This window comes from Rhizobium sp. P1_B8 (genome assembly GCF_056406515.1).
Window position 1 is genome coordinate 590,757 of the sequence record NZ_JBFTZZ010000001.1, and the last position, 25,612, is coordinate 616,368.

At 62.8% G+C, this 25,612-nt stretch carries 20 protein-coding genes and 1 pseudogene; 19 read left to right on the top strand and 2 right to left on the bottom strand.

Annotated elements, in window-relative coordinates:
• The 10 genes from ftsL to murB are packed head-to-tail and all read left to right on the top strand — an operon-like array spanning nucleotide 1 to nucleotide 12,437.
• Nucleotides 1-504: a cell division protein FtsL gene (gene ftsL, locus AC1D2N_RS02805; protein WP_130729489.1), complete on the top strand. Its 504-nt coding sequence runs from the start codon at nucleotides 1-3 to the stop codon at nucleotides 502-504.
• Nucleotides 504-2,264, top strand: a complete 1,761-nt coding sequence (locus tag AC1D2N_RS02810) for a peptidoglycan D,D-transpeptidase FtsI family protein (protein WP_018242866.1) — start codon at nucleotides 504-506, stop codon at nucleotides 2,262-2,264. Before ftsL ends, AC1D2N_RS02810 begins: the two co-directional genes overlap by 1 nt.
• Before the next feature lie 6 nt (nucleotides 2,265-2,270).
• The gene (locus AC1D2N_RS02815; RefSeq protein WP_130729268.1) at nucleotides 2,271-3,791 is read left to right on the top strand and encodes a UDP-N-acetylmuramoyl-L-alanyl-D-glutamate--2,6-diaminopimelate ligase; all 1,521 of its coding nucleotides are present in this window, start codon (nucleotides 2,271-2,273) and stop codon (nucleotides 3,789-3,791) included.
• On the top strand, nucleotides 3,788-5,221 hold the full coding sequence (locus tag AC1D2N_RS02820) for a UDP-N-acetylmuramoylalanyl-D-glutamyl-2,6-diaminopimelate--D-alanyl-D-alanine ligase (protein ID WP_130729267.1): 1,434 nt from the start codon (nucleotides 3,788-3,790) through the stop codon (nucleotides 5,219-5,221). Before AC1D2N_RS02815 ends, AC1D2N_RS02820 begins: the two co-directional genes overlap by 4 nt.
• Nucleotides 5,222-5,243: 22 nt before the next feature.
• Entirely contained in the window at nucleotides 5,244-6,344 is a 1,101-nt protein-coding gene (mraY, locus tag AC1D2N_RS02825; protein ID WP_130729266.1) for a phospho-N-acetylmuramoyl-pentapeptide-transferase, read from the top strand.
• A 7-nt stretch (nucleotides 6,345-6,351) separates the two neighbouring features.
• On the top strand, nucleotides 6,352-7,767 hold the full coding sequence (murD, locus tag AC1D2N_RS02830; RefSeq protein ID WP_130729265.1) for a UDP-N-acetylmuramoyl-L-alanine--D-glutamate ligase: 1,416 nt from the start codon (nucleotides 6,352-6,354) through the stop codon (nucleotides 7,765-7,767).
• Between the two features lies 1 nt (nucleotide 7,768).
• Nucleotides 7,769-8,923, top strand: a complete 1,155-nt coding sequence (gene ftsW / locus AC1D2N_RS02835; RefSeq protein WP_018242862.1) for a putative lipid II flippase FtsW — start codon at nucleotides 7,769-7,771, stop codon at nucleotides 8,921-8,923.
• A 6-nt stretch (nucleotides 8,924-8,929) separates the two neighbouring features.
• Entirely contained in the window at nucleotides 8,930-10,054 is a 1,125-nt protein-coding gene (gene murG, locus AC1D2N_RS02840) for an undecaprenyldiphospho-muramoylpentapeptide beta-N-acetylglucosaminyltransferase (protein WP_018242861.1), read from the top strand.
• Complete coding sequence (murC, locus tag AC1D2N_RS02845; RefSeq protein ID WP_018242860.1) at nucleotides 10,051-11,466, top strand: UDP-N-acetylmuramate--L-alanine ligase; 1,416 nt, start codon at nucleotides 10,051-10,053, stop codon at nucleotides 11,464-11,466. Before murG ends, murC begins: the two co-directional genes overlap by 4 nt.
• On the top strand, nucleotides 11,463-12,437 hold the full coding sequence (gene murB, locus AC1D2N_RS02850; RefSeq protein WP_130729264.1) for a UDP-N-acetylmuramate dehydrogenase: 975 nt from the start codon (nucleotides 11,463-11,465) through the stop codon (nucleotides 12,435-12,437). Before murC ends, murB begins: the two co-directional genes overlap by 4 nt.
• 3 nt (nucleotides 12,438-12,440) lie before the next feature.
• On the opposite strand, the gene AC1D2N_RS02855 is transcribed toward murB, so the two are convergent.
• Nucleotides 12,441-13,370 (bottom strand): UDP-glucose 4-epimerase family protein, encoded by a 930-nt coding sequence (locus AC1D2N_RS02855; protein ID WP_113542717.1) that lies wholly within the window; start codon nucleotides 13,368-13,370, stop codon nucleotides 12,441-12,443.
• 113 nt (nucleotides 13,371-13,483) lie between these two features.
• Nucleotides 13,484-14,797 (bottom strand): MFS transporter, encoded by a 1,314-nt coding sequence (locus tag AC1D2N_RS02860; RefSeq protein WP_130729263.1) that lies wholly within the window; start codon nucleotides 14,795-14,797, stop codon nucleotides 13,484-13,486.
• Between the two features lie 195 nt (nucleotides 14,798-14,992).
• Between AC1D2N_RS02860 and aqpZ the strand changes: the two genes are divergently transcribed.
• From aqpZ to AC1D2N_RS02905, 9 genes and pseudogenes are all read left to right on the top strand, one after another.
• On the top strand, nucleotides 14,993-15,703 hold the full coding sequence (aqpZ, locus tag AC1D2N_RS02865) for an aquaporin Z (RefSeq protein ID WP_281034333.1): 711 nt from the start codon (nucleotides 14,993-14,995) through the stop codon (nucleotides 15,701-15,703).
• Nucleotides 15,704-15,976: 273 nt separating this feature from the next.
• The gene (locus AC1D2N_RS02870) at nucleotides 15,977-16,903 is read left to right on the top strand and encodes a D-alanine--D-alanine ligase (protein ID WP_018242855.1); all 927 of its coding nucleotides are present in this window, start codon (nucleotides 15,977-15,979) and stop codon (nucleotides 16,901-16,903) included.
• A complete protein-coding gene (locus tag AC1D2N_RS02875) occupies nucleotides 16,891-17,823 on the top strand; it encodes a cell division protein FtsQ/DivIB (protein ID WP_477980686.1) in 933 nt (310 codons plus the stop codon). The genes AC1D2N_RS02870 and AC1D2N_RS02875 overlap by 13 nt, the downstream gene beginning before the upstream one ends.
• Complete coding sequence (gene ftsA / locus AC1D2N_RS02880; RefSeq protein WP_003561012.1) at nucleotides 17,820-19,151, top strand: cell division protein FtsA; 1,332 nt, start codon at nucleotides 17,820-17,822, stop codon at nucleotides 19,149-19,151. The genes AC1D2N_RS02875 and ftsA overlap by 4 nt, the downstream gene beginning before the upstream one ends.
• Before the next feature lie 55 nt (nucleotides 19,152-19,206).
• Nucleotides 19,207-20,925 (top strand): cell division protein FtsZ, encoded by a 1,719-nt coding sequence (gene ftsZ, locus AC1D2N_RS02885; protein ID WP_028732836.1) that lies wholly within the window; start codon nucleotides 19,207-19,209, stop codon nucleotides 20,923-20,925.
• Between the two features lie 261 nt (nucleotides 20,926-21,186).
• Nucleotides 21,187-22,143 carry a UDP-3-O-acyl-N-acetylglucosamine deacetylase gene (gene lpxC / locus AC1D2N_RS02890; protein WP_018446543.1) on the top strand — a complete coding sequence of 319 codons (957 nt, stop codon included), beginning with the start codon at nucleotides 21,187-21,189 and terminating at the stop codon, nucleotides 22,141-22,143.
• 257 nt (nucleotides 22,144-22,400) lie between these two features.
• Nucleotides 22,401-23,270 (top strand): outer membrane protein assembly factor BamD, encoded by an 870-nt coding sequence (locus tag AC1D2N_RS02895; protein ID WP_018242851.1) that lies wholly within the window; start codon nucleotides 22,401-22,403, stop codon nucleotides 23,268-23,270.
• 5 nt (nucleotides 23,271-23,275) lie between these two features.
• Nucleotides 23,276-24,949, top strand: coding sequence for a DNA repair protein RecN (gene recN, locus AC1D2N_RS02900; protein ID WP_130729261.1), 1,674 nt, complete (start codon nucleotides 23,276-23,278; stop codon nucleotides 24,947-24,949).
• A gap of 99 nt (nucleotides 24,950-25,048) precedes the next feature.
• A pseudogene (locus AC1D2N_RS02905) lies at nucleotides 25,049-25,575 on the top strand (DUF6886 family protein).
• The last annotated feature ends 37 nt before the right edge of the window (nucleotides 25,576-25,612 follow it).

Genomic DNA, 25,612 nt, shown 5'->3' on the forward strand with positions numbered 1-25,612 from the left:
ATGCTGAAAACCTTCGATCTCATGCTTATCGGCGTCATGACGGCCACCGCCGCCGTGACCTACACGATCAAGCACCGCGCCGAATTGAAGCTCGAGGAGGTTCATCGCCTCGAAGCCGAGATCAAGCTTGAGAAGGACACGATCGACCTTCTCAAGGCCGACTGGGCGCTGCAATCGCAGCCGAACCGGCTGGAGCGGCTGGTCAAGTCCTATAATGACGAATTGAAGCTGCAGCCGACGGAATCGACGGCGCTCGTGCATGCCAAGGAATTGCCGATGCTGAAATCCGAGGTTCCCGTGCCTGACGTGACGGAGGCCAAGGCCAGCGCCAAAGGCACGACCGTGGCCAGCGCCAAGAGCGCGACCGTGGCCAGCGCCAAAGGCGCACCGGACACCGCCAAGGGCGCGCAAGCCAACGCCAAGGCGCAGCCCATTCCGATGTCAGCGCCACGCGGCGAGGCAGAAGATGCAGACCAGATCGAAACCGGATCGGTGGAGGAATAATGTCGTTTCTTTCCCGCATCATGGTTTTGAAGAGCCAGGCGCATTTCTCCGCCGGCGTCTATAACCGGTTCGGCGGTCCTTCCCCCGCCGGCCTGGCGATCGAGGGATCGCGCAAGAAGAAATCCGGGCAGGCGAAAAGCCGCGTCGGCCTGCTGATCCTTGGCTTCATGGGCGTCTACGCCGTCATCGGCGGCCGTCTCGTCGAATATGCGATGAAGGATCAGGAGGTCGTCTCCAGCATTCTCCCGCCCGACCGGCTGATGGCCTCGCGCCCGGACATTCTCGACCGCAACGGCGAGGTACTGGCGACCGACATCCGCACCGTCTCGCTGTTTGCCGAGCCGAACAAGATCGTCGACGCCGACGAGGCAGTGGAGAAGCTTGCAACGGTGCTGCCCGAGCTCGACGTCAGGGACACTTATAAGAAGCTCTCGGTCAAGACCTCGCATTTCGCCTGGCTGCGCCGGCAGCTGACGCCGAAGCAGCAGAGCCAGATCCTGGCGCTCGGCATTCCCGGCATCGGCTTCCGGCCGGAGAAGCGCCGCTTCTATCCGGGCGGCTCGACCGCCGCGCACATCCTCGGTTACGTCAACATCGACAACCGCGGTGTCGCCGGCATGGAGAAATTTATCGACGACCAAGGGCTTGCCGATCTCGCCTCGGTCGGCATGACCAGCGACCAGCCGCTCGAGCCGGTGCGGCTATCGATCGACCTGCGCGTGCAGAACATCGTGCGGGACGCGGTCGTCAACGCCGTTAACAACTTCCAGTCCAAGGGCGCCGGTGCCGCGGTCATCGACGTGCATACGGGAGAAGTGCTGGCGATGGCATCGGCGCCGGATTTCGATCCGAACGATCCGCAGGAAGGCGCCAAGGACGGTTGGCTCAACCGGATGACCAACGGCACCTTCGAAATGGGCTCGACCTTCAAGACCTTTTCGCTGGCCATGGCGCTCGATAGCGGCAAGGTGAAGATGACCGACAGTTTCGATGCCAGCAAATCGATCTATATCGGCGGCTTCACCATCCACGATTTTCACGGGCAGCGCCGCTGGCTGACTGTTCCCGAGATTTTCCAATATTCTTCGAATATCGGTACGGCGCGCGTCATCGACATCGTCGGCATCGATGCGCAGAAGGACTATCTGACCAAGTTCGGCCTCTTGACGAAGATGCAGACGGAACTGCCCGAAGTGAAGATGCCGAGCCAGCCGCGCGTTTGGAAGAAGATCAATTCGATCACGATTTCCTTCGGCCATGGCGTCTCGACGACGGCGCTGCAGACAGGGGTGGCCGCCGCCGCCCTCGTCAATGGCGGCAAGCTGATCGAGCCGACATTCCTGCCGCGCACGCGCGAACAGGCCGATCAGATCGCTACGCAGGTGATCAAGAAGTCGACCAGCGACAACATCCGCTATCTCCTTGATTTCAACGGCTACAAGGGATCCGGGCGTGTTGCCCGCGTGCCGGGCTTTGCCGTCGGCAGCAAGACCGGTACGGCCGACAAGGTGGTGAACGGGCGTTATTCGGCGACGCTGAACTTCAATTCCTTCATTGCCGCATTCCCGATCAATGATCCCAAATATGCCGTGATCACCTTCTGCGACGAGCCGAAGACCGGTGAGAAGCAATATGGCGGAACGATCTCCGCCGGCACCGCCGGCCCGATCGCTCGTGAGATCATCAGCCGCGCGGCCCCCATTCTCGGCATCGAGCCGAAATTCGGGGAGGGCGGATCGGCCTTGCTGGTGTCTTATTGAGTGTGAATGAATATCGACGCCGATTCGCGAGGGGTGAACCGGCTTCAAGAGAGAAAAGTGCGTTCGATGAAATTGCGAGACCTGGCCGGAGATCAGTTTCCGGAACTTGAAGCACAGCTCGAAGGCCCGGCAGGCTTGCTTGATATCTCAGGCCTGTCTTCGGATAGCCGCAAGGTGGCGCCTGGCAATGCCTTCGTCGCAGTCGCCGGCACCAAGGCGGACGGCGCAGGCTTCATCGCGGATGCCGCCGGCCGTGGCGCTGCCGTCGCGATCGCCTCCCAAGCCGTCGATGCTTCGATCCCCGTGCTTGCGGTCAAGGAGCCGCGCCGCTTCCTTTCCATCGCCGCCGCGCGTTTCCACGGCAAGCAGCCCGATACCATGGTCGCCGTCACCGGCACGGCGGGCAAAACCTCCGTCGCTTCTTTCACCCGGCAGATCTGGGCGCATGCGGGCCACGCGGCTGCGATGATCGGCACGACGGGCGTCGTTTCGCCGACGCGCAACGAATATGGCTCGCTGACGACGCCCGATCCGGTGTCTCTGCACGCGCTGCTGGCGGAACTCGCCGGAGAAGGCGTGACGCATGCCGCGATGGAAGCGTCCAGCCACGGCCTCGACCAGTGCCGGCTCGACGGCGTGAAGCTTGCTGCCGCCGCCTTCACCAATCTCGGCCGAGACCACATGGATTATCATCCCACGATCGAGGCCTATATGGCCGCCAAGATGCGGCTTTTCGATACGCTGTTGCCGAAGGGGTCGCCGGCAGTGATCTTCGCCGACGATCCGTGGTCGTCGCAGGCGATCAAGTCCGCGACCGATGCCGGTCACGACATTCGTACCGTCGGGCGAAAGGGCGATTACCTCTCGTTAAAACGCGTCGAGCACTTCCGCCACAAGCAGATGGCCGAAATCCATATCGGCGGCGAGATCTTCGAGGTGGACATTCCGCTGGCCGGCGATTTTCAGGTGGCCAATGCGCTGGTCGCAGCGGGGCTTGCCATGTCGACCGGCGTTGAGGCGAAGGTTGCGATGGCCGCGCTCGAGAAACTCGTCGGCGCGTCCGGCCGTCTCGAACTCGTCGGCCATACAAAAGACGGCGCGCTCGCCTATGTCGACTACGCCCACAAGCCGGATGCGCTGGAAAACGTGCTGGGCTCGGTCAGACCCTTCACCACCGGCCGCGTCATTGTCGTTTTCGGCTGCGGCGGCGACCGTGACCGCGGCAAACGGCCGATCATGGGCGAAATCGCCTGCCGACTTGCCGACGTCGTTATAGTCACCGACGATAATCCGCGTTCTGAGGAGCCGGCCTCGATCCGGGCGGAGATCATGGCAGCAGCAAGCTGCGCCGCGGAAATCGCCGATCGCGCCACGGCGATCCGCGAGGCTGTTGGCATGCTGAGATCCGGCGATACGCTGATCGTCGCCGGCAAGGGGCATGAGGAAGGGCAGACGATCGGCGGCGTCACCCTGCCGTTCTCCGATCATGCGGAGGTGCGCAAGGCCTTGGAGGAGTTGAAATCTTGAGCTGGCTCTGGACGACGGAAGACATGATCGCAGCGATGGCGGGGCGCCCTTTCGGCACGCTGCCCGAAGGCATCACCGGCATTTCCATCGACAGCCGCTCGATTACTCCAGGCGAAGCCTTCTTCGCGATCAAGGGCGACCGTGTCGACGGTCACGACTACGCATCGATGGCGACGGCGAACGGCGCTTCCCTTCTCGTCGTCAGCGAGGCGAGGCTTCCCGCCATGGGCCGCCTGACGGTGCCGATGATCGTCGTGGAAGACGTGCTCGCGGCACTTGGCCGGCTCGGCCTTGCCTCGCGCGAGCGCTCGCGGGCCCGGATCATCGCGGTGACCGGATCTGTGGGAAAGACGACCACCAAGGAAATGCTGCGGCATGTGCTGTCGCCCTCCGGCAAGGTGCACGCCTCCGTCGCCTCCTTCAACAATCATTGGGGCGTGCCGCTGACGCTGGCGCGCATGCCTGAGGATACGGATTATGGCGTTTTCGAAGTCGGAATGAACCACCCCGGCGAGATCCGGCCGCTGGTGGGGATGATCCGTCCCGATGTCGCCATCATCACCACGATCGCGCCGGCCCATCTCGGCAACTTCAAGAACATCAAGGAAATCGCCTCCGCCAAGGCTGAGATCTTCGAGGGGCTCGAATCCGGCGGCCATGTCGTGCTCAATCGCGACAACGACCAGTTCAATTTCCTCGACCGCACGGCGCAATCGCTCGGCATCGAGCATATCCATTCCTTCGGCCAGCATGCCAAGGCCGAATTCCGGCTCGCAGAATTCAATGGCTCCGACGAGAATTCGACGCTGTGGCTGACGATTGGTGGCGAGACGCTGGAAGTCGCGCTCGGCGCGCCGGGCCGCCATATCGCCGAGAATGCGCTCGCAGCACTCGGGGTCGTCAGGATCGTCGGCGCCGATATGCAGAAGGCGATCGAAGCGCTTGCGACGCTGAGGCCGGAAAAGGGCAGGGGCAAGCGCCACCGGCTTTTAATCGGCGGCGGCAGCTTCACGCTGATCGACGAGAGCTACAATGCGAATCCAGCCTCGATGCGCGCGGCGATCGCGCTGTTGGCGGCCTCCGAGCCGACCGGCCGCGGACGCCGTATCGCCGTGCTCGGCGACATGCTGGAGATGGGCGAGTATGCGCAGAAGGTCCATACCGACCTTGCCGTGCCCCTGCTTGCGGCCGGCATCGAGCATGTCTGGATGGCTGGAGCCGAGATGGCTGCGCTGAAGGAATCGTTGCCGGAAAGCGTGCATGTCGAATATCGCGAGAACACGGACGAATTGACGGATTATGTATTGAACTCGGTCGCGCCAGGCGACGTGTTGATGGTGAAATCGTCTCTGGGCATCGGTTTCGGCAAGATCGTCGCCGCGCTCCTTGACAAGTTCCCGGCATTTGCCGACACGCAAAGCGAATTTTGATCGGGTAAACAAGGGGCCCTGAATGCTGATCTGGCTTGTCGAACTGTCGGAATATTTCAAATTTCTGAACCTGTTCAGATATATTACCTTCCGCACGGGGGCTGCTCTCTTCACCTCAGCACTGATCGTCTTCCTGTTCGGGCCGACGATCATCAATTCGCTGCGCGTCCGGCAGGGCAAGGGCCAGCCGATCCGCGCCGATGGGCCGCAGACGCACTTCAAGAAAGCCGGCACGCCGACCATGGGCGGGCTGATGATCCTCGCCGGCATCGTCGGCGCATCGCTGCTCTGGGCCGATCTTTCCAACGTCTATGTCGTCGCCACGCTGCTGGTGACGCTGGGCTTCGGCGCGATCGGCTTCTACGACGATTATCTTAAGGTCACGAAGCAGAGCCACATGGGCTTTTCCGGCAAGGCGCGTCTCGGCATCGAATTCGTCATCGCCGGCATCGCCGTCTATTTCATGATGCGCACCGCCCTTGCCTCGGGGATTGCCGGCTCGACCTTCGGCTCCTCGATTGCCTTTCCCTTCTTCAAGGACTTCATGATCAATATCGGCATCATGTTCGTCGTCTTCGGCGGCTTCGTCATCGTCGGGGCCGGCAATGCCGTCAATCTGACGGACGGTCTCGACGGACTTGCCATCGTGCCTGTGATGATTGCAGCCGCCTCCTTCGGCGTCATCGCCTATCTCGCCGGCAACGTGGTGTTTGCGAACTACCTGCAGATCAATTTCGTGCCCGGCACCGGCGAGCTCGCCGTCGTGCTCGGCGCCGTCATCGGCGCCGGCCTCGGCTTTCTCTGGTTCAATGCTCCGCCGGCCGCCATCTTCATGGGCGACACCGGGTCGCTGGCACTCGGCGGCACGATCGGCACCGTCGCCGTCGCCACCAAGCATGAGATCGTCATGGCAATCATCGGCGGCCTCTTCGTCATCGAGACGCTCTCGGTCATCATCCAGGTCGGCTTCTTCAAGATGACCGGCCGGCGCGTCTTCCTGATGGCGCCGATCCATCATCACTTCGAGAAGAAGGGCTGGACCGAGAGTCAGGTGGTGATCCGCTTCTGGATCGTCGCCGTCGGCCTTGCCATGCTCGGTCTCTCGACGCTGAAGCTCCGGTGAGGCGGCGATGATCCCGGTCACGACGCTCAAGGACAGGAAGGTCGCGCTCTTCGGGCTCGGCGGCTCCGGCTTTGCCACTGCCCGGGCGCTGATATCAGGCGGTGCCGAGGTGACCGCCTGGGACGACAATCCCGACAGCGTCGCCAAGGCCGCGGCCGAAGGCATCAGAACGGAAGACCTGCACAACATCGACTGGAGCCAGCAGACGCTGTTCGTGCTGTCACCCGGCGTGCCGCTCACCCATCCGAAGCCGCACTGGACGGTCGATCTTGCGCGTGCGGCGGGCGTCGATATCGTCGGCGACGTCGAGCTCTTCGTGCGCGAGCGCCGCGCTCATGCGCCGGACTGCCCCTTCATCGCCATAACAGGCACCAACGGCAAGTCGACCACGACGGCGCTGGTCGCCCATATCCTGAGGTCATCAGGCTACGACACGCAGCTTGGCGGCAATATCGGCACGGCGGTGCTGACCCTCGATCCGCCGAGGGCCGAGCGCTTTTACGTCGTCGAATGCTCCTCCTACCAGATCGATCTGGCGCCGACGCTGGACCCGTCGGCCGGAATCCTGCTCAACCTGACGCCCGATCATCTCGACCGTCACGGCACGATGCAGCATTATGCCGATATCAAGGAGCGGCTGGTTGCCGGCAGCGATGTCGCGATTGTCGGCGTCGACGACAGCCATTCCGCCTTGATCGCTGACCGCGTCCAGCGGGCGGGTGTCAAGGTGGTGCGCATTTCGCGCCGCAACGTGGTGGCGGACGGCATTTATGCCGAGGGCACCAAACTCATCCAGGCCGCCGGCGGCGCTATGCTGCCTTTCGCCGATCTCGACGGTATCCAGACGCTGCGCGGCAGCCATAATGCGCAGAACGCCGCCGCCGCCGTCGCCGCCTGCCTCGCTGTCGGGGTTTCCGCCGACGACATCCGCGCCGGCCTTGCCTCGTTCCCCGGACTCAAGCACCGCATGCAGCCGGTCGGACAGCGTGGCCGCGTCGTTTTCATCAACGATTCCAAGGCGACTAATGCCGATGCCGCAGCACCCGCTCTTTCGAGTTATGATCGCATCTATTGGATCGCCGGCGGCCTGCCGAAGGCTGGCGGCATCACGACGCTCGCTCCCTATTTTCCGCGCATCGCCAAGGCCTATCTGATCGGCGAGGCGGCCGCGGAATTCGCAGCGACGCTCGGCGAGGCCGTGCCTTACGAGATTTCGGGTACGCTGGAGCGCGCGGTCGCGCATGCGGCAGCCGATGCCGATCGCGACGAAAGCAGTGCTTCGGCCGTGATGTTATCCCCGGCTTGCGCAAGCTTCGACCAGTATAAGAATTTCGAAGTCAGGGGCGATGCCTTCGTCGGCCACGTGGCAGCGCTTGATGGGATTGCGATGCTGATCGGCGGTCCGGCAACAGGAGAGAAATGACATGGTAAGCCGCGCGGAACGTGGGCCTCTGGCCGATTGGTTCTGGACCATCGACCGCTTCTTCCTGGCGATGTTCATCTTCCTGATGGGCATCGGCTTCATGCTGTCGTTTGCGGCATCTCCTGCGGTCGCCGAGCGCATCGGGCTCGAACCCTTCCACTTCGTCAAGCGCCATGCGGCCTTCATGATCCCCTCGATCGGCGTCATGCTCGGGCTCTCGTTCCTGACGCCGCGCCAGGTGCGGCGAACCGCTATCCTGATCCTGATCATCTCCGTCGCCATGATGGTGCTGGTGCTCTTCGTCGGGCAGGAGGTCAAGGGTGGCAGGCGCTGGATCTGGATCGCCGGCCTTTCCATCCAGCCGTCGGAATTCATGAAGCCCGCCTTCGTCGTGGTCTGCGCCTGGCTGTTTGCCGAACATGCGCGCCAGCCGGAGATCCCCGGCAATCTCTTTGCGATCATCCTGTTCGGCATCGTTGCGGCACTTCTTATCGCGCAGCCGGACCTCGGCCAGACCATCCTGACCACGGCCGTCTGGGGCGGGATGTTCTTCATGGCCGGCATGCCATGGATCTGGATCATGCTGCTCGGCATCGGCGGTGCCGGTGGCCTGCTCAGCGCCTATTACGTCTTCCCGCACGTCGCCGGCCGAATAGACAAGTTCATGACCGGCGAGGGTGATACTTTCCAGATCGACACCGCGCGCGAGGCGATCATCCGCGGCAGCTGGTTCGGCCAGGGACCGGGTGAGGGTATCGTCAAGCGCATCATCCCGGATGCGCATACTGACTTCATCTTCTCGGTCGCTGCCGAAGAATTCGGGATCGTCTTCTGCATGGCGCTCGTTGCGCTGTTTACCGTGCTGGTGCTGCGCGGCCTCTCGCATGCCTATCGCGAGCGGAACGACTTCAACCGCTTCGCCGTCGCCGGCCTCGTGCTGCAGATGGGCATCCAGTCGATCATCAATATCGGCGTCAATCTCGAACTGCTGCCGGCGAAGGGCATGACGCTGCCGCTGATTTCCTATGGCGGCTCGTCCATGGTGGCGATCTGCGTCACCGCCGGCTTCATTCTGGCGCTGACGCGGCATCGACCGGAAAAACGCGCGCAGGACCGGAGCCTCTTCCGCGTCCCGCACGGCATGCCGGCGGAGTAGAAGACTATGAGCAAAGGCATCGTGCTGCTTGCCGCCGGGGGAACCGGCGGCCATGTGTTCCCGGCGGAGGCGCTGGCCTTCAAGCTGAAGGAGCGCGGCTATTCGGTGCATCTCGTCACGGACAGCCGAGCCGAGCGTTATGCCGGCAAATTCCCGGCCGAGGAGATCCATGTCGTGCCGTCGGCGACGATCGGCTCGAAGAACCCGGTTGCTGTGGCCCGCTCGCTGTGGACGCTCTGGAGCGGCATGCGGGCCGCAAAGAAACTGATCCAGCGGCTGCAGCCGGTCATCGTCGTCGGTTTCGGCGGTTATCCCACCGTGCCGCCGCTGCTTGCCGCTACCCGGCTCGGCGTGCCCTCGATGATCCACGAGCAGAACGCCGTGATGGGCCGCGCCAACAAGGCCTTAGCAACCCGTGTGCAGGCCATCGCCGGCGGTTTCTTGCCGGAGGGCGGTGCCGCCTTTCCAGACAAGACGGTGATGACGGGTAATCCCGTCCGCCCGGCGATCATTGCCGCGGCCGAGGTGCCTTACACGCCGTCGCATCCGGGTGAGGCCTTCAACCTCGTCGTCTTCGGTGGCAGCCAGGGCGCGCAATATTTTTCCAAGGCGCTGCCGACGGCGATCAGCCTGCTCGACGACGCGCTTCGCGTGCGCCTGCGCATCACCCAGCAGGTGCGTCCCGAGGACATGGAGATGGTCAGCGGCTGCGTCGCCAAGCTGGAGATGGGGGCCGATATCGCACCCTTCTTTACCGACATGGCCGAGAGGCTGGCGAGGGCGCATCTTGTCATCTGCCGTTCGGGCGCCTCGACGGTTTCGGAAATCTCCGTCATCGGGCGGCCTGCCGTGCTCGTGCCTTACCCGCACGCCCTCGATCACGACCAGGCGGCGAATGCCGCGGCACTCGCTGCGACCGGCGGGGCGAAGGTGATCGCCCAGTCAGAGCTTTCGCCGGAGAAGATTGCGGCGATCCTGACGGCTGTCATGAACGATCCGGAAAAGCTTTCGCACATGGCGGCGGCAGCGAAACTCGCTGGGAAACCCGACGCCGCAAACTTGCTTGCCGACATGGTTGAGGCTATTGCCGCCGGACGGACAATTGCGGAATTCAAGAGGACACGCGCATGAAACTGCCGAAGACGATCGGTCTCGTCCATTTCATCGGCATTGGCGGCATCGGCATGAGCGGTATTGCCGAGGTGCTGCACAATCTCGGCCACAAAGTGCAGGGATCGGACCAGGCCGACAGTGCCAATGTCCAGCGCCTGCGCGACAAGGGCATCGAGGTGTTCGTCGGTCACCGAGCCGAAAACCTGGGTGAGGCCGAAGTCGTGGTCGTCTCGACGGCGATCAAGAAGAGCAATCCGGAGCTCGTCGCCGCGCGCGAAAAGCTGCTGCCGGTGGTGCGCCGTGCTGAAATGCTGGCCGAGTTGATGCGCTTCCGCAATGCGATCGCCATCGGCGGCACGCATGGCAAGACGACGACCACCTCGCTGGTCGCCACACTGCTCGAAGCCGGCGGGCTTGACCCGACCGTCATCAATGGCGGCATCATCAATGCCTACGGCACCAACGCCCGCATGGGCGAGGGCGAGTGGATGGTGGTCGAGGCCGACGAATCCGACGGCACCTTCCTCAAGCTTCCGGCCGATGTCGCCGTCATCACCAATATCGACCCGGAACATCTCGACCATTACGGCAATTTCGACGCCGTGCGCGCCGCCTTCCGGCAGTTCGTCGAGAACGTGCCGTTTTACGGCTTCGGCGTCATGTGCCTCGACCATCCCGAGGTGCAGTCGCTGGTCGGCCGCATCGAGGACCGCAAGATCATCACCTATGGCGAGAACCCGCAGGCCGACGTGCGCTTCAAGAATGTCCGCATCGACGGCACGCGCTCGATCTTCGACGTCGAAATCCGCCGCCGCCGCACCGGCCAGGTGATCGAGCTCAAGGGGCTGGTCATGCCGATGCCCGGACGGCATAATATCTCCAACGCGACGGCGGCGATTGCCGTTGCCAACCGGCTCGGCATATCGAGCGCCGATATCGCCAAGGGGCTTGCTTCCTTCGGCGGCGTCAAGCGGCGCTTCACGCTGACCGGCGAATGGAACGGGGTGCAGATCTTCGACGATTACGGTCACCATCCCGTCGAGATCAAGGCTGTGCTGCGCGCTGCCCGCGAATCCTGCAAGGGGCGCATCATCGCGGTCCACCAGCCGCACCGCTATAGTCGTCTTGCGAGCCTGTTCGAGGAATTCGCCGCCTGCTTCAACGATGCCGACAGCATCTTCCTGGCACCTGTCTATGCAGCGGGGGAGGATCCGATCGAGGGTATCGATTCCGTGTCGCTGGTTTCGCGCATAAAATCCGGCGGCCATCGCGACGCCCGCTTTCTCACCTCGGCGGAGCTTTTGCCGCAGATGGTCGCGGAGGTTGCAAAGCCTGGCGATTTCGTGGTTCTGTTGGGGGCTGGGAGCATCACATCCTGGGCAGCGGCGCTGCCCAAGCAACTGGAAGGCCTATCGGGAAAGTCCGTATGAAACAGGTGAATGGGGAAAAGCTTCTCGCGTCTCTCGGAGAGGGTGTAAAGGATATCCGCGGCCGTATCACGCCGGATGCCCCGATGGACCGCGTCACCTGGTTCAGGGCCGGCGGCCTGGCCGAGCTGATGTTCCAGCCGCATGACATCGACGATCTCATCGCCTTCCTGAAGATATTGCCGGAAGAGGTGCCGCTGACGGTGGTCGGCGTCGGCTCCAACATTCTGGTGCGCGATGGCGGCATTCCCGGCGTCGTGCTGCGCCTGTCGGCCAAGGGGTTCGGCTTCGTCGAACTTGCCGGCGAAAACCGCATCCTGGCCGGCGCCATCTGCCCTGACAAACATGTGGCGGCGATGGCGATGGACAACGGCATCGGCGGCTTCCATTTCTTCTACGGCATTCCCGGTGGCATCGGTGGCGCGGCGCGCATGAATGCCGGGGCCAATGGCGTGGAGACGCGCGAGCGGCTGATCGAAGTCCATGCGGTCGACCGCAAGGGCGACAAGCATGTGCTTTCCAATGCCGAGATGGGCTATTCCTACCGGCGTTCGACCGCATCGACAGATCTGATCTTCACCTCCGTGCTGTTCGAGGGCTATCCGGAAGAGCGCGCGCAGATCCGCGCCGAGATGGACGCCGTGCGCAATCATCGCGAGACGGTGCAGCCGGTGCGTGAAAAGACCGGCGGGTCGACCTTCAAGAACCCCGCCGGCCATTCGGCCTGGAAACTGATCGACGAGGCAGGCTGCCGCGGCCTCGTCATCGGCGGAGCGCAGATGTCGTCGCTGCACTGCAATTTCATGATCAACATGGGGCAGGCGACCGGCTACGACCTCGAATATCTCGGCGAACAGGTGCGCCGCGAGGTCTTCGAAAAAGACGGCATCAAGCTCGAATGGGAAATCAAACGTCTCGGCGTCTTCATGCCCGGCCGTGAGGTGCACCCGTTTCAGGGTGTGACGAGCGAGTAACGGTTACTTCACCGCAAGCTTCAGGCCTTCGCGCGGCGTGACCAGGGGCGACCAGCCAAGCACGTCGCGGGCACGGGATATGTCGACCTGGAGGGAGCCACAAAGACGTTGGTAGACGGCGTCCTTTCCGGTGACTCTCGCGCCCATCTGCAACAAGGCGGGGGGAAAGGGGAGCAGCATCGGTTTGACACCCAGCCCCGCGGCAATCCCTTCAATAAGCCCTGGAGTCGAAAGATCTTCTCCATCGCCTGCGAGAAAGGTCTCGCCGGCTGCGCCGGGATGCTTCATCCCGGTGATGATCAGATCGACGAGATTTGGAAGCGCGACCAGTGTTCGGCGGTTCTTCAGCGACGCGAAGGGGAGCGGTATCCTCTTCCGGACAAGTCCGACGAGCAGGGCAAAATTGCCCCTCGCACCGGGTCCATAGACGAGCGGCGGGCGAACGACGACGACCTCCATGCCTGTTCGGGCGGCGATTTCACGCAACCCGATTTCAGTTTCCAGCTTCGAGATGCCATAGGGATCGATCGGCATTGGCGTATCGTCGTGCCGGAAGGGCCGATCGTTCTCCTCACCATTGACCTTGATGCTGCTGATGAAGACGAACCTTTTTACGCCCGCGCGGGCGGCCTGCTCGGCGAGGTTCAAGGTGGCGGCGGTGTTGATCCGACGAAATTCCGCAAGCGGATCGGCTGCGCGGTCGTTCATGATGTGAACACGAGCGGCGAGATGGACGATGACATCAACACCCTCGAGAACTGCCGCCCAATCGGTTTCGCTTGTTATCTCAATGGGGAAATGCCGCACAGATGTCGGGAAGCTGGCGGTTGCAGATCGCGTCGTCACCACAAGCTCGCATATCCGCTCTCCGTGCAGTCTTTCGACGAGAGGCCCACCGACAAAGCCGGCTGCGCCGGTAATGAGGCATCGCATGATCTGTTCCCCGTTTTCCGTGAGTGTTCCGGTTAACCGGAAGTGCTCACGGCATCAATAAAAAAGCCGCGACGGTGGCCGTCGCGGCTTGTTGTTGACTTGCTACTCGAGGTTCAGACTTCCTCGCGGCCCGACAGCCGGATGCAGACCAGCGAAATCACCGCCGAGGCGGCGAGGTAGTAGCCGACATAGTCGAGGCTGTAATGGGTGGCGAGCCAGGTGGCGATATAAGGAGCGAGGGAGGCGCCGAAGATGCCACCCAGATTGAAGGTCATCGAGGCGCCGGTGTAGCGCACCATGGTCGGGAAGGGCGCGGCAAGGGCAGCGCCGATCGGACCGTAGGTGAAGCCCATCAAGGCGAGGCCGATGATCGAGCATAGGAAGGCGCCTGTGAGACCGCTGGTCAACAGCGTGGCGTAGAAGAAGCCGAAGATCGCGATGGCAATCGTCGTCAGCGTCAGGATGGTACGGCGCGAATAGAGATCGGAGAGCCAGCCGGAGAGCGGGATCGTCAGGCCGAAGAAGACGACGCCGACAAGCTGGACGACCAGAAACTGTTCTCTCGTATAACCGAGCCCACCCTTTTCCAAGGGTGTCGTGCCCCAGGAGAGCGTGAAGACTGTCATGAGGTAGAACAGCACGAAGGTCGCGACGGCAATGAAGGTGCCGAGGATCAGGCTGCGCAGATGACCGCGGAAGACCACCTCGATCGGCACGGCGACGCGCTCGTGCTTTTCGACGACTTTGCGGAATTCCGGCGTCTCGGCAATCTTCAGGCGGACATAGAGGCCGACGGCGACGAGGGCGAGGCTGGCGATGAAGGGAATGCGCCATCCATAGTCGAGGAAATCCTCGTTGCTCATCGTTTCCGCCAGGATGAGGAAGAAGCCGGAGGAAAGGATGAAGCCGATCGGCGCGCCGAGCTGCGGGAACATGGCGTACCAGCTGCGCTTGCCGGGAGGAGCATTTTCGGTGGCAAGCAGGACGGCGCCGCCCCATTCGCCGCCGAGGCCGAGGCCCTGACCGAAGCGGCAAAGCGCCAGCAATAGCGGCGCGGCGATGCCGATCGCATCATAGCCTGGCAGCATGCCGATCAAGACGGTCGAAAGCCCCATCGTCATCAGCGCGGCGACGAGCGTCGCCTTACGGCCGATGCGATCGCCGAAATGACCGAACACCACGGCGCCGATGGGGCGGGCGAAGAAGGCGATCGAGAAAGTGACGAGCGACTGCAGCGTTGCGGCGTTCGAATCGCTTGCCGGGAAGAAGAGATGCGGGAAGACGAGGACGGCTGCCGTCGCATAGACGTAGAAGTCAAAGAATTCGATGGTGGTGCCGACAAGGCTGGCGATGAGGACGCGAGCCGGGGAATTGACTTGTGCGCTGTTCGAGGCAGGAGTCGGCGATGCGGAGATCGCGTCTGTCATTTTCAATCCAATCAGTATTTTTATGAATCGCCTTGGGAGGCCGGCGGGTCTTAACGCAATTTCAGGCCTGAGAAAACGTCTCCTTGCGCCGCAGGTACCGCATCTCCACCCGCTTCTCGATCCTTGCGTGAAGCTTGCCGCGGCAATGTCCGCGCGCTTGACCGGAATCGAATTGTAACGGATTCACTTAAACTCTTGGTTGAGGTTAAGGAGGCGCGCATGCAAAAGAGTCTAGTTGCCGAGTTTCTCGGCACGTTCTGGCTGGTCTTCGGCGGATGCGGCAGCGCCGTGCTGGCCGCGGCCTATCCCGAGCTTGGGATCGGTTTTGTCGGCGTGGCCTTTGCGTTCGGTCTGACCGTGCTCACCATGGCCTATGCCGTGGGCGGCATTTCGGGCGGTCATTTCAATCCCGCCGTCTCGCTTGGCCTTACGGTTGCCGGACGGTTTCCCGCGGCGCGCCTCGTTCCCTATGTCGTCGCGCAGGTTGTCGGCGCCATCGCCGCCGCGGCGCTGCTTTATCTCATCGCCAGCGGCAAGGCGGGTTTCGAACTCGGCGGCTTTGCCGCCAACGGATATGGCGATCATTCCCCGGGCGGTTATTCACTGCTTTCGGCGCTGCTGATCGAAGTGCTGCTGACCGTGTTCTTCCTGATCATCATCCTGGGATCGACCAGCAGCCGGGTGCCTGCCGGCTTCGCGCCGCTTGCGATCGGCCTCGGACTGACGCTGATCCATCTGGTTTCTATCCCCGTGACGAACACCTCGGTCAATCCGGCGCGTTCCACCGGCCAGGCGCTTTTCGTCGGCGGCTGGGCGCTGCAGCAGCTCTGGCTGTTCTGGATTGCGCCGCTTGCGGGTGGGGCGCTTGGCGGGCTCGTCTGGAAATTCCTCGACGACACCGACTGACTACAGGACATCGAACTATCCCATTGAGCCCGCGCGGTTTTTCCGCGCGGGCTCTTCTGTTTCCACGGATCGGCGGGCACCTTCGCTCCGACACTCCCGAAGACGCGAAGGTTAAAAAATCATGGGCGCGGCAATATGGAGTTAACGAAAGTAAACACTTCATTAACCATAATGATGCTCTAATGCACCCAGGTCGGACAAAGGCCTGAAACGGCGCAGACAGCTTCGCGCAAGCGTCGATTTCGAAAATGAAAGTTATTTTTGGGGGTGTTGATGAGTCGCAAGCATGTCGCTGTCCTGATGGGCGGATTTTCCTCGGAAAGGCCTGTCAGCCTTTCCTCGGGAAAGGCTTGCGCAGAAGCCCTCGAGGCGGAAGGCTTCGACGTGACGCGCATCGACGTGGCGCGTGACGTTTCAGAGAAACTTGCCGCGCTGAAGCCCGATGTCGTCTTCAATGCGCTTCACGGCCCATTCGGCGAGGACGGTACCATTCAAGGCATCCTCGAATATCTCGAAATCCCCTATACGCATTCGGGCGTGCTTGCCTCGGCGCTGGCGATGGACAAGGCCAAGGCGAAGCGTGTCGCTGCCGCCGCCGGCATTCCGGTCGCCGAATCGCAGGTGGTCAACCGTTTCGCTTTTCCCTCGACGCATCCGATGAAGCCGCCTTATGTGGTGAAGCCCGTCCGCGAGGGGTCGAGCTTCGGCGTTGTCATCGTCACGGAAGATCAGGCGCATCCGCCACAGATCGTCAGCTCGCCCGAGTGGCGTTACGGCGAGGAGGTGATCGTCGAGCGCTATGTTTACGGTCGCGAGCTCACCTGCGGTGTCATGGGCGAAACGCCGCTCGGCGTCACGGAAGTGGTGCCGCAGGGACACAATTTTTATGATTACGACTCCAAGTATGCGGCGGGCGGTTCAAAACACGTCATCCCCGCGAAAATTTCACCGAATATTTACCAAAAAATACAAACATTGTCCCTAAGGGCGCATCAGGCAATCGGTTGTCGCGGCGTCAGTCGGTCGGACTTTCGTTACGACGATCGTTTCTCCGAAGACGGCGAAATCATCTGGCTGGAGGTCAATACCCAGCCAGGTATGACCCCAACCTCGCTCGTGCCCGAAATGGCCGGTCATGCCGGTTATTCGTTTGGTCAGTTTCTCCGGTGGATGGTGGAGGACGCGTCTTGTTTGCGTTGACAGTCAAGAGGATTGGGCGCCCCAGCCATCATGCCGTGCTTCCGATCATGGAAGCCGAAGAGCGGTTCGTGCTGCCGCGTCCACTGCGCCGCGTCACGCGCTTCCTGATCAGCCTCTGCAGCGGCCGTATCCATATTCCTGTTCATACGGGCACGGTCTCGGCGCTCGCCTTCCTGGCTGCGACGGGGTTTTACGGTATGTCGCTTGGCGGCCACACCGAAGCTGTCGCGCAGGCGACGACGACGGCGGCGGGTTTTGCGATCGAGGACGTCAAGGTCTCCGGCAATTCGGAGACCTCCGAAATCGAGATCCTGCAGCTGATCGGCCTTGACGGCACGACCTCGCTGGTAGCCCTCGACGTCGATGCCGCCCGCCGGAAGATCGCGCATCTTCCCTGGGTCGAAAGTGTCGAGGTCCGCAAGATCTATCCGAAAACGATCGAGGTGAAGCTCAAGGAGCGCCAGGCCTATGCGATCTGGCAGCACGGGCAGGAGCTTTCCCTGATCGAGAAGAACGGCAGCGTCATTGCACCGCTGCGCGACAACAAGTTTTCGGCGCTGCCGCTCGTCGTCGGCCGCGATGCCGAAACGGCGGCGGCTTCGCTCGACGACGCCTTCTCGAAGTGGTCCGACGTGAAGGCCCGCGTGAAGGCCTATGTCTGGATATCAGGCCGTCGCTGGGACCTGCACATGGACAATGGCGTCGTCGTCAAGCTGCCGGAAGATGGCATCGACCAGGCACTGGCGACGCTTTCGAAGTTCGACAAGGAGCACCAACTCCTGGAGCGGGACATTGCCGCAGTCGATCTCCGACTGTCCGACAGAACCGCCATCCAGCTGACGCCGGAGGCGGCGGTCCGCAGGCAGACGGCAGTGACGGAGCGTACGAAAGAATTGAAGAAGGCGGGGCAGAATATATGAGCTTGTTCGGTTCATCCCATTTCGGATTGCCGCGCCTGAAGCCGCTTTCGTCGAAGCGGTCACATGTCGTTTCGGTGCTCGACATCGGCTCGACCAAGGTCGTCTGCATGATCGGCCGGCTGACGCCGCGCGAGGAAAGCCAGATCCTGCCGGGCCGCACGCACAATATCGAAATCATCGGCATCGGCCACCAGCGTTCCCGCGGCATCAAGACCGGCGTCATCGCCGATCTCGACGCGCTGGAAGGCGTCATCCGCCTTGCGGTCGACGCGGCGGAGCGCATGGCAGGATTGACCGTCGAGAGCCTGATCGTCAACCTGACGGCTGGCCGGCTCGGCAGCGACATCTACACTGCGACGATCGATTTGGGCGGCCAGGAAGTCGAGCTCAACGATCTGAAGAAGGTGCTGTCGGCCGCTTGCCAGCAGTCGCTGCGTCAGGACCGTTCGGTGCTGCATTCGCTGGCGACCGGCTTCTCGCTCGACGGCGAGCGCGGCATCCGCGATCCGCTGGCGATGTATGGCGATGCGCTCGGCGTCGACATGCATGTGGTGACGGCGGAGCGATCGGCACTGAAGAACCTCGAACTCAGCGTCAATCGCGCGCATCTGTCTGTCGAGGGTATCGTCGCCACGCCCTATGCATCGGGTCTTGCGGCTCTCGTCGACGACGAGGTCGAACTCGGCTGCGCGGCGATCGACATGGGCGGCGGCACGACGACGATCTCGGTCTTTGCCGAGGGCAAGCTCGTTCATACGGACGCCGTCGGCCTCGGCGGCCATCACGTCACCACCGACCTGGCGCGCGGCCTTTCGACCCGCATCGAGGATGCGGAGCGGCTGAAGGTCGTGCATGCCTCGGCGCTTTCGAATTCCTCCGACGAGCGCGAGCTGATCTCGATCCCGCCGATCGGCGAGGACGATCGCGACCAGCCGTCGCAGGTGCCGCGGGCCCTGGTTTCGCGCATCGTATCGGCCCGAATCGAGGAGACGATGGAACTGATCCGCGACCGTATCCAGCGCTCAGGCTTCAGCCCGATCGTCGGCAAGCGTGTCGTGCTGACCGGCGGGGCGAGCCAGCTGACCGGCCTTGCCGACGTGGCGCGGCGCATCCTTGCCCGCAACGTCCGCATCGGCCGTCCGATGGGCGTCTCGGGGCTGCCGACGGCTGCCAAGGGTCCGGCCTTTTCGACGGCCGTCGGCCTGATGATTTATCCGCAGGTCGCGGACATGGAGACACATGCGTCACAGAGCGGTCTGCTCATGTCGCTTGGGGGAAATAACAGCCGCATAGCCCGCATGGGCCAGTGGCTGAAGGAAAGTTTCTGAAATTGAGTAATTGGCCGGCGTGGCGATGCGGCCAGAGAGAGAAGGAACAGGTACCATGACCATCAAGCTGCAAAAGCCTGACATCACAGAGCTGAAGCCGCGCATCACCGTGTTCGGCGTTGGCGGCGGTGGCGGCAATGCCGTCAACAACATGATCACCGCCGGCCTCCAGGGCGTCGACTTCGTCGTCGCCAACACGGATGCGCAGGCGCTGACGATGACGAAGGCTGAGCGCATCATCCAGCTCGGCGTCAATGTCACCGAAGGCCTCGGTGCCGGCTCGCAGCCGGAAGTCGGCCGCGCGGCCGCCGAGGAGTGCATCGACGAGATCGTCGATCACCTGAACGGCACGCATATGTGCTTCGTCACCGCCGGCATGGGCGGCGGCACCGGCACGGGCGCTGCACCCGTTGTCGCGCAGGCGGCCCGCAACAAGGGCATCCTGACGGTCGGCGTCGTCACCAAGCCGTTCCATTTCGAAGGCGGGCGCCGCATGCGTCTGGCCGAGATGGGCATCCAGGAACTGCAGAAGTCTGTCGACACGCTGATCGTCATTCCGAACCAGAACCTCTTCCGCATTGCCAACGACAAGACGACCTTCGCCGATGCCTTCGCCATGGCCGACCAGGTTCTCTATTCGGGCGTTGCCTGCATCACCGACCTGATGGTTAAGGAAGGCCTGATCAACCTCGACTTCGCCGACGTCCGCTCGGTGATGCGCGAAATGGGCCGCGCAATGATGGGCACCGGCGAAGCCTCCGGCTCCGGCCGCGCGCTGCAGGCAGCAGAGGCTGCGATCGCCAACCCGCTGCTCGACGAAACCTCGATGAAGGGCGCTCAAGGGTTGCTGATCTCCATCACCGGCGGTCGCGACCTCACCCTCTTCGAAGTCGACGAAGCCGCGACCCGCATCCGCGAGGAAGTCGATCCTGACGCCAACATCATCCTCGGCGCCACCTTCGACGAATCGCTCGAAGGCATCATCCGCGTCTCGGTCGTCGCAACCGGCATCGACCGGGCGATGAACGAAGCCGCCGAGCGGAACCTCCAGCCGGCAGCAAGGCCCGCTATCCGTCCCTCCGCGGCTGTTGCTCCGGCAGCGGCCGCAGTTCAGCCTGTCCCCGTGATGCAGGCACCGAAGGCCATCGATCCGATCGCGCAGACCATCCGCGAAGCCGAGATGGAACGCGAGCTCGAAATTCCGGCCCCGCGTGCTGCCGCACCGCTGCAGCAGCCCGTAGTACAGCAGGAAACCTTCCGTCCGCAGAGCAAGATCTTCGCGCCTGCACCGGAAGCTCCGGCAATGCGTCCGGCCCCGGTGCAGCAGCAGGCTCCGGCGCCCGTCATGAGCCAGCCTGTCATAAGCCAGCCGGTTCAGCAGCAGCCGGTCCGGCAGGAGCCGACCATCCGCCAGGCGCCCGAACCGGTGCGCATGCCGAAGGTCGAGGATTTCCCGCCGGTCGTCCAGGCCGAACTCGACCACCGCACGCAGCCGGCTTCCGCGCATGCGGCGGAGGAGCGCGGTCCGATGGGCCTGCTCAAGCGAATCACCAATTCGCTTGGCCGCCGCGACGACGACGCCGTTGCCGCCGATATGACCGCCGCACCGCCGGCCGCTTCGCAGCAACGCCGTCCGCTGTCGCCTGAGGCAAGCCTCTACGCACCGCGTCGCGGCAATCTCGACGACCAGGGCCGGGCAGTTCCGCAGGCCCGAATGATGCAGGAAGACGACCAGCTGGAAATCCCGGCATTCCTGCGTCGCCAGTCGAATTGAGTGCGTGCTTCGGCACCGTTCATGCCCGGGATCAAGGTCCCGGGCATTGCTGTTTTTCAGCCCGTGATTCGCGAGCAATTTCAATTGCGTGACTTCGTAACAAAGCGAAAGAAACAGTGATTTGGATTGGAGCGCCGGCGCACGTAAGTATGGTGCAAGGAAACTGCACTAGGAGACCTTTCGACAGGCTCCTTGTGCAGAATGAACGATGACCGTGCCGATCGGACAGACCGCCGGTACGGAAGAATAAAGGCAGAATTTATGGCAATTGGCTTGCTGGGTTTTCAAACGACGGTATCGCGTCCGGTGACGCTTTCGGGCATCGGGGTGCATTCGGGCGCTAACGTCTCGATCACCCTGAACCCGGCCGAATCGGACACCGGCGTCATTTTCCAGCGCCTGCATGACAATGGCGACATCACCGAACTGAAGGCCGTCTCCTCGCAGGTCGGCAATACCGATCTCTGCACCGTGCTCGGCTTCTCTCCCGCCCATTCGGTCGCGACGATCGAGCATGTCATGGCCGCCGTCTATGCGCTCGGCCTCGACAATGTGGTGATCGAAGTGCAGGGCTCCGAAATGCCGATCATGGATGGCAGCTCGCTGCCCTTCGTTGAGGCGATCGAGCAGGTCGGTCTCGTTTCGCTCGGCGTCAAGCGCCGCTATATCCGTATCACCAAGCCGGTGCGGATCGAGCATGGCGGCTCCTGGAGCGAATTCCGCCCCTATGACGGTACGCGCTTCGAAGTTGAGATCGATTTCGACTGCCCGCTGATCGGCCGGCAGAAGTGGGCCGGTGACATGACCGCCGCCGTCTTCAAGGCCGAGCTTTCCCGCGCCCGCACCTTCGGGTTCATGCGCGATGTCGAGCGCCTCTGGGCGTCGGGCCATGCGCTCGGCTCCTCGCTTGAAAATTCCGTCGTCATCTCGGACGACAACACCGTCATCAACGTCGAAGGGCTGCGTTACGCCAAGGATGAATTCGTCCGCCACAAGACGCTCGATGCCGTCGGCGATTTGTCGCTTGCCGGTGTCCAGTTCATCGGTTGCTACCGTTCCTATCGCGGCGGTCACAAGATGAATGCCAATGCGCTGAAGGCGCTGCTCGCCGATCCTTCCGCCTACGAGGTTGTGGAGACGTCGACGCCGCGCCAGCGTGTCGCTGCCCGCGAACTGATTGCAGTCAGCGCTTCGGAATTCGCTCCCTGGTCGGCATGACCTCCAGCATATTCTCAAGACCAGGCCGCCTCTTTCCCGGAGGCGGTTTTTTTATGTCCGGCCATATCTGCGGCAATAAACCGATGCTTGGCCGCCACAGGTCGGGAAGAAGTTGAAAAGCCGATCATTCTGCGGCTGCTGCCACAAAAATGCGTTAATGCCTTATCATTGCGTTGCTCTTGATGCACATTTGTGGCTAGAAACGCCAGCGAGGCGTGGCTGCCGTGGAGAGAGCGGCAGCAGTGGGGTTCTTTCGAATGGGTTATGCAGGATCTGAAGGTATGATGAAGACAGCGCGCGCTTTGTTCGCATCGCTTCTGGTGCTCAGCGCAGGCGCCTCGATCTCCGGTTGCCAGTCGGATCCCGACATCGACATCACCAAGCTCGGTCTCGAAACCGATCCGCCTGACGTGCTCTACACCCAGGGTCTTGCCAATATGAAGGCCGGCAACATGGCGGAAGCGGCGCGCAAGTTCGACGCGATCGACCGCGAGAACCCGTTCTCCGAATGGGCGCGCAAAGCGCTTGTGATGAGCACCTTCGTCAAATACCGCCAAGGCCGTTTGGACGACGCGCTTGCTTCGGGCAACCGCTACATGTCGCAATATCCGAAGTCCCAGGATGCTGCCTATGTGCAGTATCTCATCGGTCTCACCTATTCCAAGCAGATCGTCGACGTGACGCAGGACCAGCGCGCCTCGGCCAAGACGATCGAGGCGATGCAGGCCGTCATCGACAATTATCCGAACTCCGAATATGTCGACGATGCACAGGCCAAGATCCGCTTCGCGCGCGACCAGCTCGCCGGCAAGGAAATGCAGATCGGCCGCTACTACATGGAGCGGAAGGAATATCTCGCCGCGATCTCGCGCTTCCGCATCGTCGTCGAGAAATATCCGAATACGAACCAGATCGAAGAGGCCTTAGCGCGTCTCGTCGAAGCTTATTATTCCATGGGCATCGTCGACGAGGCGCAGACAGCCGCTGCCGTTCTCGGTCACAATTACCCCGACAGCCAGTGGTATGCTGATTCCTACAAGCTGCTGCAGAGCGGCGGTGCCGAGCCGCGTGAAAACAAGGGCTCGTGGATCGCAGCAGCGGGCAAGAAACTTCTTCTCGGTTCCTGAGGCCAATGCTGATCCAGCTTTCGATCCGCGATATCGTCCTGATCGAGCGGCTGGATCTTGCCTTCGAGACCGGCCTCTCCGTGCTGACGGGCGAGACCGGGGCGGGCAAATCCATCCTGCTCGACAGCCTGTCGTTGGCGCTCGGTGGGCGCGGCGACGGCGACCTGGTGCGCCACGGCGAGGATAAGGGCCAGGTGACGGCGGTGTTCGACGTCGGCATGGAACACGGCGCCCGCATACTCCTGCGTGAAAATGGCATCGACGACGAGGGCGACCTGATTTTCCGCCGCCAGCAATCGGCGGACGGGCGCACCAAAGCCTATGTCAACGACCAGCCGGTCAGCGTGCAGCTGATGCGCCAGGCCGGGCAGATGCTGGTCGAAATCCATGGACAGCACGACGATCGCGCCCTTGTCGACACCAATGCCCACCGCACCCTGCTCGATGCCTTCGCCGGCCTCACCGACGAGGTTTCAGAGGTCTCCAGGCTCTATCGGCTGTGGCGCGACAGCGAGCGGACGCTGAAGAACCACCGGGAGAAGGTGGAAAGCGCGGCGCGCGAAGCCGACTACCTGCGCTCGTCGGTCGAGGAACTCGAGAAGCTCTCGCCGCAGGATGGCGAGGAGGAAGAGCTCGCCGATCGCCGGCAGAAGATGATGAAGGCCGAGCGAATCGCCGGCGATATCGCCGAGGCGTCCGAATTCCTGAACGGCAATGCCTCGCCGGTGCCCCATATCGCCTCGCTGGTGCGCCGGCTGGAGCGTAAGAGCCATGAGGCGCCGGGACTGCTCGAAGACACCGTGACGCTGCTCGATGCCGCGCTCGATCAGCTTTCCAACGCGCAGATGGAAGTCGAGGCGGCACTCCGCAAGACCGAATACGATCCGAGAGAGCTGGAGCGGGTGGAAGAGCGGCTTTTCGCGCTCAGGGCCGCCTCGCGCAAATATTCTGTGCCCGTCACCGAACTGCCGGCGCTTGCCGTGCGGATGATTGCCGATCTTGCCGATCTCGACGCGGGCGAGGAGCGGCTTGCTCGGCTCGAAGCCGAGGTTGGCCTGGCGCGGGAAAATTACGATGCAGCGGCGCGCTCGCTGTCCGACAAGCGCCATCATGCCGGCACCGCACTGGCTGCGGCTGTCATGGCCGAGCTGCCGGCGCTGAAGCTCGAACGGGCCCGTTTCATGGTCGAGATCAGCACGGATGCGGGGGAGGCGGCGGCCGAAGGCATCGACATCGTCGAGTTCCATGTCCAGACCAATCCCGGCACGCGGCCGGGCTCGATCATGAAGGTCGCTTCGGGCGGCGAACTCTCGCGTTTCCTGCTGGCGCTGAAGGTGGCGCTCGCCGATCGCGGATCGGCCCCGACGCTGGTCTTCGACGAAATCGATACCGGCGTCGGCGGTGCGGTGGCCGATGCGATCGGCCAGCGACTGAAGCGGCTCTCTGAGCGGGTGCAGGTGCTGTCGGTTACGCATGCGCCGCAGGTCGCGGCACGGGCCGCCACGCATCTCTTAATCTCCAAGGGGCCGGTGGCCGACGGTTCGGAAAAGATCGCCACGCGCGTCGCGACGATGGCGCAGAAGGACCGCACGGAGGAGATCGCCCGTATGCTGGCCGGGGCTTCGGTGACCGAAGAGGCGAGGGCGGCGGCCAAGCGGCTGCTTGCCGGCAACGGCTGATTTTTCTTCCGACGTTCTTTCTGCCCGGGCCGGCGGGATGACAATCACCGCGCATAGCGATATGCGCTGAAGCTTCCGGATCGGCGGCGAGCTCAAGCCATGCGACTTTTCCATTTCAGCGACGATCCCGGTATCGTAGCGTTCGAACCGCGCCCGGTTCGCATTCCCTCCGCCCGCGCGCCCGGCCGGGAATGGCTGAACGGTCCGCTCGTCTGGGCGATCGATGCCGATCATGACTTTATGTATCTCTTTCCGCGTGACTGCCCCCGCATCCTGATATGGGCGAAACCCGAGACGCTGGAGACGGAGCGGCGGCGCTGGCTGGCGAGTGGCGGGCTGCGGCTTTCATCGAGCGCCGGTGGCTGGAAAGGCTTTCGGCGGAGACGATCCATCGCTACGAGATGGCGGCCGAGGCCTTCGAGAATCTGGATGATGCGGGCATGTGGGTAGCCCGCAGACGCGTCATTCCCATGGCGAGGACCGCCATCTCGCGGCTCGACCAGGAGTTTGCGCCGCGCGGGGTGGAGCTTCGGGTGGTCGATAGCCTGCGGCCGTTGAAGAACCTCTGGAACACCAGCCTGCATGTCAGCGGCATCCGGCTGCGGAATGCCAGGGATTGGGAATAGGCCGGGTAGACAATGGGCCGGGTAGGCCGATCTTCCT

Coding starts and splice junctions, on each gene's coding strand:
- ftsL (WP_130729489.1), top strand. CDS start 1: ATGCTGAAAACCTTCGATCTCATGCTTATCGGCGTCATGACGGCCACC.
- AC1D2N_RS02810 (WP_018242866.1), top strand. CDS start 504: ATGTCGTTTCTTTCCCGCATCATGGTTTTGAAGAGCCAGGCGCATTTC.
- AC1D2N_RS02815 (WP_130729268.1), top strand. CDS start 2,271: ATGAATATCGACGCCGATTCGCGAGGGGTGAACCGGCTTCAAGAGAGA.
- mraY (WP_130729266.1), top strand. CDS start 5,244: ATGCTGATCTGGCTTGTCGAACTGTCGGAATATTTCAAATTTCTGAAC.
- murD (WP_130729265.1), top strand. CDS start 6,352: ATGATCCCGGTCACGACGCTCAAGGACAGGAAGGTCGCGCTCTTCGGG.
- ftsW (WP_018242862.1), top strand. CDS start 7,769: ATGGTAAGCCGCGCGGAACGTGGGCCTCTGGCCGATTGGTTCTGGACC.
- murG (WP_018242861.1), top strand. CDS start 8,930: ATGAGCAAAGGCATCGTGCTGCTTGCCGCCGGGGGAACCGGCGGCCAT.
- murC (WP_018242860.1), top strand. CDS start 10,051: ATGAAACTGCCGAAGACGATCGGTCTCGTCCATTTCATCGGCATTGGC.
- murB (WP_130729264.1), top strand. CDS start 11,463: ATGAAACAGGTGAATGGGGAAAAGCTTCTCGCGTCTCTCGGAGAGGGT.
- AC1D2N_RS02855 (WP_113542717.1), bottom strand. CDS start 13,370: ATGCGATGCCTCATTACCGGCGCAGCCGGCTTTGTCGGTGGGCCTCTC.
- AC1D2N_RS02860 (WP_130729263.1), bottom strand. CDS start 14,797: ATGACAGACGCGATCTCCGCATCGCCGACTCCTGCCTCGAACAGCGCA.
- AC1D2N_RS02870 (WP_018242855.1), top strand. CDS start 15,977: ATGAGTCGCAAGCATGTCGCTGTCCTGATGGGCGGATTTTCCTCGGAA.
- ftsA (WP_003561012.1), top strand. CDS start 17,820: ATGAGCTTGTTCGGTTCATCCCATTTCGGATTGCCGCGCCTGAAGCCG.
- ftsZ (WP_028732836.1), top strand. CDS start 19,207: ATGACCATCAAGCTGCAAAAGCCTGACATCACAGAGCTGAAGCCGCGC.
- lpxC (WP_018446543.1), top strand. CDS start 21,187: ATGGCAATTGGCTTGCTGGGTTTTCAAACGACGGTATCGCGTCCGGTG.
- AC1D2N_RS02895 (WP_018242851.1), top strand. CDS start 22,401: ATGGGTTATGCAGGATCTGAAGGTATGATGAAGACAGCGCGCGCTTTG.
- recN (WP_130729261.1), top strand. CDS start 23,276: ATGCTGATCCAGCTTTCGATCCGCGATATCGTCCTGATCGAGCGGCTG.